This is a genomic window from Agromyces tardus (assembly GCF_003710805.1).
GTDB lineage: Bacteria > Actinomycetota > Actinomycetes > Actinomycetales > Microbacteriaceae > Agromyces > Agromyces tardus.
The window spans coordinates 1-10,492 of record NZ_RHHB01000075.1; the positions used below are offsets into that span (position 1 = coordinate 1).

The 10,492-nt window shown below is 74.4% G+C and carries 13 protein-coding genes; 9 read left to right on the forward strand and 4 right to left on the reverse strand.

The window, feature by feature from the left end:
• Nucleotides 1–355, forward strand: a 355-nt coding sequence (locus EDM22_RS18730) for an adenylate/guanylate cyclase domain-containing protein (protein ID WP_138708140.1), incomplete at its 5' end; no start/stop codon positions are given.
• Nucleotides 356–399: 44 nt separating this feature from the next.
• On the opposite strand, the gene EDM22_RS18735 is transcribed toward EDM22_RS18730, so the two are convergent.
• Nucleotides 400–1,293 (reverse strand): HhH-GPD family protein, encoded by an 894-nt coding sequence (locus tag EDM22_RS18735; RefSeq protein ID WP_122938598.1) that lies wholly within the window; start codon nucleotides 1,291–1,293, stop codon nucleotides 400–402.
• Nucleotides 1,294–1,360: 67 nt separating this feature from the next.
• Here EDM22_RS18735 and EDM22_RS18740 point away from each other — a divergent pair, with 67 nt between their 5' ends.
• Nucleotides 1,361–1,963, forward strand: a complete 603-nt coding sequence (locus EDM22_RS18740) for a nucleoside/nucleotide kinase family protein (protein ID WP_122938599.1) — start codon at nucleotides 1,361–1,363, stop codon at nucleotides 1,961–1,963.
• Between the two features lie 37 nt (nucleotides 1,964–2,000).
• Here EDM22_RS18740 and EDM22_RS18745 read toward each other — a convergent pair whose 3' ends face one another.
• Complete coding sequence (locus tag EDM22_RS18745) at nucleotides 2,001–2,996, reverse strand: ketopantoate reductase family protein (RefSeq protein ID WP_122938601.1); 996 nt, start codon at nucleotides 2,994–2,996, stop codon at nucleotides 2,001–2,003.
• Between the two features lie 53 nt (nucleotides 2,997–3,049).
• Between EDM22_RS18745 and truB the strand changes: the two genes are divergently transcribed.
• Genes truB through EDM22_RS18765 form a run of 4 tightly spaced genes read left to right on the forward strand, consistent with a single transcriptional unit; the run spans nucleotide 3,050 to nucleotide 5,746 of the window.
• Nucleotides 3,050–3,952, forward strand: coding sequence for a tRNA pseudouridine(55) synthase TruB (gene truB / locus EDM22_RS18750; protein WP_122938602.1), 903 nt, complete (start codon nucleotides 3,050–3,052; stop codon nucleotides 3,950–3,952).
• Nucleotides 3,949–4,317 carry a hypothetical protein gene (locus EDM22_RS18755; protein ID WP_122938603.1) on the forward strand — a complete coding sequence of 123 codons (369 nt, stop codon included), beginning with the start codon at nucleotides 3,949–3,951 and terminating at the stop codon, nucleotides 4,315–4,317. The genes truB and EDM22_RS18755 overlap by 4 nt, the downstream gene beginning before the upstream one ends.
• Before the next feature lie 26 nt (nucleotides 4,318–4,343).
• Nucleotides 4,344–4,820: a hypothetical protein gene (locus tag EDM22_RS18760; protein ID WP_122938605.1), complete on the forward strand. Its 477-nt coding sequence runs from the start codon at nucleotides 4,344–4,346 to the stop codon at nucleotides 4,818–4,820.
• Complete coding sequence (locus tag EDM22_RS18765) at nucleotides 4,817–5,746, forward strand: bifunctional riboflavin kinase/FAD synthetase (RefSeq protein WP_122938606.1); 930 nt, start codon at nucleotides 4,817–4,819, stop codon at nucleotides 5,744–5,746. Before EDM22_RS18760 ends, EDM22_RS18765 begins: the two co-directional genes overlap by 4 nt.
• A 63-nt stretch (nucleotides 5,747–5,809) precedes the next feature.
• Here EDM22_RS18765 and EDM22_RS18770 read toward each other — a convergent pair whose 3' ends face one another.
• Nucleotides 5,810–6,517: a maleylpyruvate isomerase mycothiol-dependent enzyme family protein gene (locus EDM22_RS18770; RefSeq protein ID WP_122938607.1), complete on the reverse strand. Its 708-nt coding sequence runs from the start codon at nucleotides 6,515–6,517 to the stop codon at nucleotides 5,810–5,812.
• A gap of 23 nt (nucleotides 6,518–6,540) precedes the next feature.
• Here EDM22_RS18770 and EDM22_RS18775 point away from each other — a divergent pair, with 23 nt between their 5' ends.
• On the forward strand, nucleotides 6,541–7,755 hold the full coding sequence (locus EDM22_RS18775; protein ID WP_122938608.1) for an MFS transporter: 1,215 nt from the start codon (nucleotides 6,541–6,543) through the stop codon (nucleotides 7,753–7,755).
• A gap of 54 nt (nucleotides 7,756–7,809) precedes the next feature.
• Here EDM22_RS18775 and EDM22_RS18780 read toward each other — a convergent pair whose 3' ends face one another.
• Nucleotides 7,810–9,291, reverse strand: a complete 1,482-nt coding sequence (locus tag EDM22_RS18780) for a DHA2 family efflux MFS transporter permease subunit (RefSeq protein ID WP_122938609.1) — start codon at nucleotides 9,289–9,291, stop codon at nucleotides 7,810–7,812.
• Between the two features lie 79 nt (nucleotides 9,292–9,370).
• On the opposite strand from EDM22_RS18780, the gene EDM22_RS18785 reads away from it, so the two are divergent.
• Nucleotides 9,371–9,958, forward strand: coding sequence for a TetR/AcrR family transcriptional regulator (locus EDM22_RS18785; RefSeq protein ID WP_122938610.1), 588 nt, complete (start codon nucleotides 9,371–9,373; stop codon nucleotides 9,956–9,958).
• A 75-nt stretch (nucleotides 9,959–10,033) separates the two neighbouring features.
• Nucleotides 10,034–10,441: a hypothetical protein gene (locus tag EDM22_RS18790; protein WP_122938611.1), complete on the forward strand. Its 408-nt coding sequence runs from the start codon at nucleotides 10,034–10,036 to the stop codon at nucleotides 10,439–10,441.
• Nucleotides 10,442–10,492 lie beyond the last annotated feature (51 nt).

The following is a 10,492-nucleotide window of genomic DNA, read 5'->3' on the forward strand; positions in this document are numbered from 1 at the left end:
CGAGCCGCACGCGCGCCGGGCGGCGGGGGCGGCGCTCGCGCTGCAGGAGGCGACCGGGGCGGTCGCGGCGGCGCATCCGGGGTGGCCGCGGTTCCGCGTGGGCGTCAACACGGGCCTCGCCGCCGTCGGCGTCGTCGGCACGGGCGGCGGACGCACGTACACGGTCATCGGCGACACGGTGAACGTGGCGTCGCGCCTCGAGGGTCACGCGCCCGTGGCCGGGGTCGTCGTGGGCGCCGCGACGCGCGCGGCGCTCGGCGGCGGCGCGATCACCGAGCCGCTCGGCGAACGGCAGGTGAAGGGACGCGAGGGCGCCGTCGAGGCGTACGTGCTGCGGGGCCTCGTCGAGGGATGACGAGGGCGCGGCGCACGGCGCCCGCCTGACGCGCCGTCGGCGCGTCAGGCGTCCGGGAGCCGCAGCCCGCCGGCCTCCTCCACGGCGAGGCCGTCGGCGACGAGTCCGGCGACCGCCCGCCCGAGCCGCGCGGCATCCGTCACGATCGCCGCGAGCTCCGCGCGGGTGACCGGGTGGTGCGCGCGGCGCAGCTCGGCCATCACGAGCCCGCGGGCCTCGCGGTCGCTGCCCGCGAACGGGGCCTGTCGGGCCTTGCGGGGCCCGTCGTACTCGGGGTAGCCGGCGGCGCGCCACGCGCAGAGCGCGGCGATCGGGCAGTCCCCGCAGCGCGGCGATGCGGCGGTGCACACCGTGGCGCCGAGCTCCATCGCACCGGCGTTGAAGACGTGCGCCGCGTCGGGATCGACCGGCAGCAGCGCCTCCATCGCGGCGAGGTCCCGCGCGGTCGCCGGCGGCCCGGGTTCCGCCTGGCCCGCGACGGCCCGGGCGAGCACGCGCCGGGTGTTCGTGTCGACCACCGGATGCCGCAGCCCGAACGCGAACGCGGCGACCGCCCGCGCGGTGTACGGGCCCACGCCCTTCAGCGAGAGCAGCGCGTCGAGGTCGGCGGGCACCTCGCCGCCGTGGCGTTCGGTGATCTCGACCGCGGCCTCGTGCAGCCACAGCGCGCGGCGCGGGTAGCCGAGGCGGTCCCACGCGCGCACGGCCTCGGCCGGCGGCGATGCGGCGAGGTCGGCGGGGCTGGGCCAGCGGGCCAGCCACGCCTCCCAGAGCGGCACCACGCGGGCGACCTGCGTCTGCTGCAGCATGAACTCCGAGACGAGCACCGCCCACGGCGAGATGTCGGCCGCGCGCCACGGCAGCGGCCGCGCGGCATCCGCGAACCAGGCGTTCACCGCCGCGGCGATCGACTCGGCTCGGGCGTCGCGGGGCGGCATCCGTTCAGCCTAGGTCCCATCGACGCGCGCATCGACGCGAGCGGATGCCGCGACGTACGCTCGGTGCATGCGCCTCGTCACGACCCCCAGGGTCACCTTCCTCCGCGGCATCGCCGACGAGCTCCTGGCGCACTACGGCCGCGGACGCATGATCGTGGCCATCGACGGCCCGCTGCGCAGCGGCAAGTCCCGGCTGGGCGACGACCTCGCCGAGGTGTTCCGCGAGCGCGACCACACGGTGTTCCGGGCGAGCGTCGAGGACTTCCACCGCTCGCGCGAGGCGCAGGCGGTCTTCGGCGACGACACGGCGGAGCGCTACTACCGCTACGGCATCGACGAGTCGGCGCTGCGCCGAGTGCTCGTGGAGCCGTTCCGGCTGGCCGGCTCGGCCGCGTTCGTCACGCGGCTCTTCGACTCGTCCCGCGACGCCTGGGTCGAGCCGAAGTGGCTCACGGGGCCCGCCGACGCGCTCCTCGTGCTCGACGGCCGGTTCCTGCTGCGCGAGCGGCTCAGCGGACTCTGGGACGCCCGCATCGCGGTCGACGGCGAGCCGGTCGACCCCGCCGACCGGCTCGCGTACGCCGAGTCCGACCCGCGGCTCGCGGCATCCGTGGTCGTCGACCTGAGCGACCCCGAGCACCCGCGGCGCCGGTTCTTCGACAGCTGCTGACCGGCGCGATCGCGGCCCGCGAGCGCGAGTGAGCGACTCAGGCCCGCACGGCCGACACGACGCGCTCGGCCGGAAGCGACGCGCCCGCCTGCTCGACCTCGTGCACGAGCGCCGTCAGCGCGCGATTCACGGGCGCGTCCATTCCGGCGAGCTCGGCCTCGCGCACGACCGCCCCGTTGAGGTAGTCGATCTCGGTGCGCTGCCCGCGCCGCAGGCTCTGCTGCGTCGAGCCGAGGTTCGGCACGTCGCCCATGCGCACCCGCATGAAGTACGGCAGCAGCTGGCCGAGCCACAGCGGGAGCCGCGCGAAGAACCGCAGGCGGCGGTCGCCGAGGCCCTGCAGCGACCCGAAGCGCACGCCGCGGGCCACGGCCACGCGCACGGTCTCCCGCATGGACGCGGCGACGACCCGGCGGAGGCGCCGGTCGTCGACGACGTCCTGCACGCTCCGGCCCACGATGGCCGGCACCGCGTTGAGCATGTTCACGACGAGCTTCGTCCACTGCGCGCCGCGGAACCCGGCGATCGCGATCACCGGCACCGCGCTCGAGAGCACGGCGGCGACGCGCCGGCACTCGTCGTCGGGCTCGCCGTCGCCCCGGCCCAGGTAGCTCGCCGCGGTCGTCGTGACCCGCACGCGGCCGGGCTCGGTGTAGTTCGCGGCGATGATCGAGAGCATGCCCATGCACGACGACGCGGGGAGCAGCCGCTCGGCCGTGGCCACGCCCTCGAGGCCGTTCTGCACGACGACGACCGGCACGCCGTCGACCAGGCCGGCGTTCGCCGCGATCGCGGCGGCGGCATCCTGCGCCTTCGTGCACACGAGCACGAGCTCGGGGCGCTGCGTCAGCACCTCGCCGGCTGCCACGCGTTCGTGGGCCTCGCCGTAGCCACCGGTGAGCCCGATGCCGCCCTCGCGGATCGCCGCGAGGCTCGCCCCGCGCGCCGTGACCTCCACGTCGTGGCCGGCCCGCGCGAGCAGCACCGCGAACGTGCCGCCGAGCGCACCGGCGCCGATGATCCCGATCCTCACCGCTCCAGCGTAGGCGTGCGGGAGGGTTCCCTCCGCGCGGTAGCCTTGACGGCGTGAACAGCGGCATCCTCCTCGTCGACAAGCCGCAGGGACTCACGAGCCACGACGTCGTCGCGCGCATGCGCCGCATCGTCGGCACCCGCAAGATCGGCCACGCGGGCACGCTCGACCCGATGGCCACGGGCCTCCTGCTCCTCGGGGCGAACGGCGCGACCCGGCTGCTGCACCACCTCGTCGGGCTCGACAAGGAGTACCTCGCGACCGTGCGGCTCGGCTGGGGCACCACGACCGACGATGCCGAGGGCGAGCCGCTCGCCGCGGCATCCGCAGATCGCATGGCCGCGGTGGCCGACGACGAGCTCGCGCGTGCGATGGCCGCGCTCACGGGCGTCATCGAGCAGGTGCCGTCGAGCGTGAGCGCCGTGAAGATCGACGGCAAGCGCGCCTACGCCCGGGTGCGCGAGGGCGAGCAGGTCGAGCTCGCCGCCCGCACCGTGACCGTGCCCGTCTTCGAACTGCTCGAGCGCCGCGACGGCGACGGCGTCATCGACCTCGACGTGCGCGTCGAATGCTCGTCGGGCACGTACGTGCGGGCCCTCGCCCGCGACCTCGGCACCGCGCTCGGCACCGGCGGCCACCTCACGGCGCTCCGGCGCACGCGCATCGGCCGCTTCCACGTCGACGAGGCGGCCGGGCTCGAGGGCTACGACGTCGCCGCGCGGCTCATCCGGCCCGCGGATGCCGCCCGCCGGGCACTCCCGGCCGTCGACCTCGATCCGCAGGCCGCCGTCGACCTCGGGCACGGCAAGCGCATCGACGTGCCCGAGGGCGCGCGCGACGTCGACGGCCCGATCGCCGCCATCGCGCCCGGCGACCGCCTCGTCGCGATCGTCGAGCGACGCGGCCCGCAGCTCAAGGTGGTCACGGGCTTCCCGCCCGAGGAGGACGGCGCATGATCGAGTGGTTCACGTGGCTCCAGATCGCGGTGGCCGTCGCCGCCGGGCTCCTCTGCATCGTGCTCGGCCTCGCCGGGCGCGTGCCGAGCGACCTCACCCTCGGCTCCCTCGCGCTCGTCGAGGTGCTGCTCGTCGTGCAGCTGGTGGTCGCCCTCGTCGCGCCGGCGTTCGGCAACACCCCGTCGGGCAGCGTGCTCGAGTTCGGCGTCTACCTCGTGAGCGCACTCCTCATCCCGCCCGCCGCGATCTTCTGGGCGCTCGTCGACCGCGGGCGCTGGAGCACGGTCGTCTGCGGCGTCGCGGCCCTCGCCGTGGCGGTCATGGTCTACCGCATGCTGCAGATCTGGACCGTGCAGCAGGCGTGAATCACGGTGAGAGAATCGAACACGACATGAGCGACGCATCCGACACCGCACCCGCCCCCGAACGCCCGGGCCGCCTCGGCGGCATCGGGCGCGTGCTCGTCGCCGTCTACGCGGTGCTCGCGCTCGCGGCCACCGGCCGTTCGTTCGTGCAGATCGTGCAGCGCTTCGACGAGGCGCCCGTCGCGTACGCGCTCTCCGCGCTCGCCGCGGTCGTCTACATCGTCGCGACGATCGCGCTCACCCGTCCGGGTCGCACCTGGTACCGCATCGCGTGGGCCACGATCATCTTCGAGTTCACCGGAGTGCTCGTCGTGGGCACGCTGAGCGTCGTCGACCCCGCGCTGTTCCCGCACGACACGGTCTGGTCGGGCTACGGCCGCGGGTACCTGTTCATCCCGCTCGTGCTGCCGGTGCTCGGCATGTGGTGGCTCGCGAAGCACCGGCCGGATGCCGCGGCGCCGGCGTCCGAGGAATCCGCCGCCAGGAGCGGGGCCGCCTCGTGAGGATCTTCGACGGCGTCGCCCAGGTGCCGGCGGGCTTCGGCCCGTCGGCGATCACGATCGGCAAGTTCGACGGCGTGCACGTCGGCCACCGCGCCGTGCTCGCCCGGCTGCGCTCGATCGCCGGGCGCGACCGGCTGCAGGCCGTCGCGGTGACCTTCGACCGCAATCCGCTCGCGCTGCTCGCCCCCGACAAGTGCCCCGAGTCGCTCGTGAGCATCCCGCAGAAGCTGCGCCTGCTCGCGACCACGGGGGTCGACGCGTCCCTCGTTCTGCACTTCGACCGCGAGCTGGCGTCGCTGGCGCCCGAGGTCTTCGTGCGCGACATCCTCGTCGACGCCCTGCACGCCCGCGTGGTGCTCGTCGGGGCCGACTTCCGCTTCGGGTCGAGGGGGGCGGGCGACGTCGCGCTGCTCACCGAGCTCGGTGCGGAGCACGGGTTCGACGTCGAGGTCGTGGGCGACGTGCGCCCGAGCGACGACCGGCGGGTCTCGTCGACGTGGGTGCGCGAGCTCCTCGCCGAGGGCGACGTGCGGCGCGCGGCCGAGCTGCTCGGCCACACGCCCACCGTGCGCGGACTCGTCGTGCACGGGGCGGCGCGCGGCCGCGAGCTCGGGTTCCCCACCGCGAACCTCTCGCCCGAGTCCGAGGGCCTCATCCCCGCCGACGGCGTCTACGCGGGCTGGCTGACCGACGGGGGAGTGCGCTATCCGGCCGCGATCTCGGTGGGGAACAACCCGACCTTCGAGGGCGTGCCGAAGAAGCAGGTCGAGGCGTACGTGCTCGACCGCGACATCGACCTCTACGACCACGTGGTCGACGTCGAGTTCGTCGAGCGCATCCGCGGCATGGTCGCGTTCACGACGATCGACGACCTCATCGTGCAGATGCGACGCGACGTCGATGAGGTGCGCGGGCTCGTCCACTGAGCAGCGGGGCGACCGCCACCTCGCGGCGCGAGACGGGCGTCGCCCGGCGGCGCCGGGGAGCGCTCAGTCGGAGGCGGCGCGACCGCCCGATGCGCCGCCCGCGTCCGCATCGCCGTCGTGGATGGAGCCCGGTCGCGGGGCCGTCGTGCCGTAGCCGGCGAGGAACCGCACGAGTTCGGCGGCCGTGCCGACGAGCGGGCTGCCGCGGCCGATCGTCCAGCCCGCGTCGGTCGCGTGCAGCGAGTGCCCGGAGATGACGGCCCGGATCTCCACGGGTGCCGCGGCCGCGCGGCGCAGCGCGACCGCGCCCGACGCCACGGGCGGCACGGGCACCGGTCGCCCGGCGGCGTCGCCGATGAGCACGGCCGTGACGACCGCGTCGTCGAGCTCGGCGATGCCCGTGCGGCGCTCGCGCTCGCGCAGTGCGAGCGCGCGGGCGTCGAGGAGCTGCGCGGCCCGAGCCGGGCCCTCGAGGCGCGGCAGTTCGGCGAGGCGGCGGGCCTCGCTTCCGCGCACGATGCGGCCCGCGGCATCCAGTGCCCGCTGCGCGGCCGACCGGTCGAACCCGGCGACGAGCTCGGCCGCGACGTCGCCCACCGACCAGCCGGGTCGCGCGGTCGCGCGCGCCCAGGTGTCGTCGTCGGTCGCGCGCAGCAGTGCGGCGAGCGCCGCGAGCACCGTCGCGGTCTCGTCGCGTCGGTCGCTCGTGACCCCGGATTCGTCGTGCCGGGGGCGGTTGCTGAGCGGGAGGTAGCGGGCGAAGTCGGCCACGACCCCAGCCTAGACTCGGGAACGTGAGCCCGCCCCCGTCCCGACCGCTGTGGGCCGGCCGGGCGCTCGCCCTCGCGGGCATCGTGCTCGTCGCGTTCAACCTGCGCACGGGCGTGGCCTCGCTCTCGCCGATCCTCTCCCGGATCGAGCAGGACATCCCGCTCTCGGCCGTCGAGGTCGGCCTGCTCGGCATGCTCCCGCCGCTCTGCTATGCGCTCTTCGGCATCGTCACACCGCTCATCGCACGTCGCTTCGGCCTCGAGGGCACCCTCATCGCCGCGCTCGTGGTCATGATCGCAGGGCTGGCGGGCCGTGGCCTCGCGGGCTCCTCGCTCGGACTCCTCGCGGCGAGCACCGTGCTGTTCGCCGGGGTCGGGGTGGGCAACGTGCTCCTGCCTCCACTCGTCAAGCGCTACTTCCCCGACCGCATCGCACTCCTCACGACGATCTACGTCACGCTCCTGTCGGTGAGCACGTTCGTGCCGCCGCTCGTCGCGGTCCCGATGGCGGATGCCGCGGGCTGGCGCGTCTCCATCGGCATGTGGGCCGTGGTCGCGGCCCTCGCCCTCGTGCCGTGGATCGCGCTGCTCGTGCATCCCCGCCGGCAGGCGCGGGCGGTGCTCCCCGAGGAGGCCGCGCCCGGCCTGCTGCTGCGCGCGGCCCGTTCCTCGCTCGCCTGGTCCCTCGCGATCGTGTTCGCGGTCGCCGGCTTCAACGCCTACGCCGTGTTCGCGTGGCTGCCGTCGATCCTCGCGGACACCGCCGGCACGAGTGCCGCAGAGGCGGGCGCGCTGCTGTCGCTCTACGCGGCGATGGGGCTGCCGGCCGGACTCCTCGTGCCCGTGATCGCCGCCCGTCACGGCCGGGTGCGCACGCTCGTCGCGGTGGGCGTGGCGTCGCTCGTCGCGGGATACGCTGGACTCCTTGTCGCGCCGGCGGCGGCGACGTGGCTCTGGGTCGCGCTCATCGGAACGGGCCCGCTGTTCTTCCCGCTCGCGCTCGTGCTCATCAACCTCCGCAGCCGCACCCATACCGGCGCCGTCGCGCTGAGCGGATTCGTGCAGTCGGTCGGCTACCTCGTGGTCGCACTCGGCCCGCTCGTGGTCGGACTGCTGCACGACGCGACGGGCGGCTGGACCGCACCGCTCTGGCTGCTGCTGCTCTCGTCGATCCCCGCCGCCCTCGGCGGCCTCGTGGTGGCGCGCAAGCGGTACTTCGAGGACGAGCGGGCGCGCTGACACGGCGGAGCGGGACCGGGCAGCCGCCCGATCCCGCCCCCGGTCGTCGTCCGCTCAGCGGAGGGCGGGCACCGGCTCCGGCTCGCCGAACTCCGCATCGAGTGCGGATGCGGCATCCGCTCGCCCGAAACCGTCGACCGACTCGGTGCCGCGCGCGCTCGCACCGGAGCGCCCCGCGGGCAGCAGGAATGCGAGCAGGAACGCCAGGCCGAGGGCGCCGGCGCCGGTCGCGACCGCGGGGATCGCGGCGTCGACGTAGCCCGTGGGGGTGAGCGAGCCGCCCGCGCCCACGAACACCGCGGTGAGTACGGCGACGCCGAGTGCGCCGCCCACCTCGCGGAGGGTCGAGTTCGCACCCGACGCCTTGGCGTGGTCGTCGCCGGGCATGTTCGCGAGCACCGCCGTCGCCATCGGGGCGAAGACGAGGCCCATGCCCACGCCGGCGAGCACGAACGGGATCACGAGCGCCGAGTACTCGACGTCGGCCGCGAGCACCGAGGCGAGCCAGAACAGCGCGGTCGACTGCAGGGCCAGCCCGGCCGCCATGAGCACCCGGGTGCCGACGCGCGGGGCGATGAATCCGGCGATCGGCGCGACGACCATCGGCGCGATCGTCCACGGTGTCGTCATGAGGCCGGCCTCGAGAGCCGTCTTGCCCTGCACGACCTGCAGGAACTGGATGAGGATGAAGATCGCCCCGAAGACGCCGAAGCTGAACGCGAATCCCACGAGGTTCGCGACGCTGAAGCTGCGGTCGCGGAACAGCCGCAGCGGCAGCAGCGGCGCGCTCGCGCGGGCCTCCCAGGCGACGAACGCCACGAGCAGCACGGTGCCCGCGACGAGCGAGCCGGTCACCTCGAGGCTGTCCCAGCCCGCGTCGTTGCCGCGGACGATGCCGTAGACGAGGCCGAGCACGCCGAGCCCCGCGAGCGCGATGCCGGCGATGTCGATGGGGCGCCGCGCGCCGCGCGAGTTCGGGAGCACCGCGAGGGCGAGCGGCACGGCCACGAGGCCGATCGGCACGTTGATCCAGAAGATCGCCTGCCAGTTCCAGCCCTCGACGATCGCGCCGCCGATGAGCGGGCCGAGCGCGACGCCGAGACCGGAGACGCCGCCCCAGATGCCGATGGCCGCGGGACGCATCCGCTCGGAGACCGCCCCGGCGAGGAGGGTGAGCGAGAGCGGCATGATCGCGGCCGCGCCGAGGCCCTGCACGGCGCGGGCGCCGATGACCATCCAGGGCTCGGTGCTGAGCGCGGTGAGCACGCTCGCCGCGGTGAAGACGACGATGCCCGCGACGAAGACCGTGCGACGACCGATCCGGTCGCCGAGCGCGGCCGCGCCGAGGATGAACGTCGCGAACGTGAGGGTGAACGCGTTGATGAACCACTGCAGTTCCTCGATCGTGGCGCCGAGGTCGGGGCCCATGACGGGGAGTGCGTTGGTGATGACGAGGTTGTCGAGGCTGGCCATGAACATCGGGATGGATGCGGCGGCGATGACGAGCCCGATGGGGACTCGGCGGCGGGCTGACATTGCGGCTCCGTTTCGGTGATGAATGAAGTAATCGAATGATTACAACGCAATGTAGTAATCGACTGATAACATGTCAAGCATGAATGCGAAATCCGACCGGATCCCCGCCGACGAGCGGCGCGTGCAGATCCTCGACGCGGCCGTCGAGGTGTTCGGGCGCTACGGGTACGCCGCCGCCACGACCGACCGGGTGGCGAAGGGCGCCGGAATCAGCCAGCCCTACGTGGTGCGGATGTTCGGCACGAAGGAGCAGCTCTTCATCGAGACGCTGGGGCACACCCTCGCCCGGCTGCTGCGCACCTTCCGCGCCGCGCTCGCCGAGGCCGATGCCGAGGGGTTGTCCGCCGAGGCGCGCCTCGGTGCCGCCTACCTCGAGCTGGTCGGCGATCGCGGCGTCCTGCTCACCCTGCTGCACGGCTTCATGATGGGCGCCGACCCCGCGATCGGCCCGGTCGCGCGCGGCGGCTTCTTCGAGGTCTACCGGATGCTGCGGCAGGAGGCCGGATTCACTCCCGAGCAGGCCCGGTCGTTCCTCGCCGAGGGCATGCTCATCAACACCCTCATCGGACTCGACGTGCGTCCGACCGACGACCTCGCCACGGCCGAGCTCCTGGCGTGCACGTTCGGCGATGACGTGCCGGAGTCGTTCGAGCGCTCGATCGCCTGAGGCGCGCCGCGGCGAGCTCGGAGCGGGCGGGCGCTCGCACTGTCGCGCGGGGTCGGCGAGTCGTAGATTGTCGCCATGGACGTCGTGATCGAGGCGGCCGAGGCCGCGGTGAAGGCTCCGAACCTCTGGGGTGCGCTGGGTTGCGCCCTCACCTACGCGGCGGCACTGTTCGCGACGGTCGACGCGTTCGCCGACCTGCTGCTCACGCCGGGCGACACGCCCGACGGCCGCCTCAGCCCGGCGCTCCGGCTGAAGGCGGGGTCGAAGCTCTCCGCGGCGGGCATCGCCGTGGTGTCGGCTGCGATCGTGCTCGCGCTGGACTCGAACTGGTTCGCCTTCACGACGCTCGGCGTGGCCTTCGTGCTGCTCACCGGTCTCGGCGCGTTCGTGCTCGTCCGCCAGCGGGCGCTCGTCGCCCGGCTCGCATCGGAGCGGCCCGGATGGCCCGACGGCGGGGCCTCCGACGCGCGTCCGCTCGCCTGAGCCGCCCGGCTCCCGCCGGCGCCGGAGCGCGGCGTCGCGCGGGCGTCGTCG

Coding starts and splice junctions, on each gene's coding strand:
- EDM22_RS18735 (WP_122938598.1), bottom strand. CDS start 1,293: ATGCCGCCCCGCGACGCCCGAGCCGAGTCGATCGCCGCGGCGGTGAAC.
- EDM22_RS18740 (WP_122938599.1), top strand. CDS start 1,361: ATGCGCCTCGTCACGACCCCCAGGGTCACCTTCCTCCGCGGCATCGCC.
- EDM22_RS18755 (WP_122938603.1), top strand. CDS start 3,949: ATGATCGAGTGGTTCACGTGGCTCCAGATCGCGGTGGCCGTCGCCGCC.
- EDM22_RS18760 (WP_122938605.1), top strand. CDS start 4,344: ATGAGCGACGCATCCGACACCGCACCCGCCCCCGAACGCCCGGGCCGC.
- EDM22_RS18780 (WP_122938609.1), bottom strand. CDS start 9,291: ATGTCAGCCCGCCGCCGAGTCCCCATCGGGCTCGTCATCGCCGCCGCA.
- EDM22_RS18785 (WP_122938610.1), top strand. CDS start 9,371: ATGAATGCGAAATCCGACCGGATCCCCGCCGACGAGCGGCGCGTGCAG.
- EDM22_RS18790 (WP_122938611.1), top strand. CDS start 10,034: ATGGACGTCGTGATCGAGGCGGCCGAGGCCGCGGTGAAGGCTCCGAAC.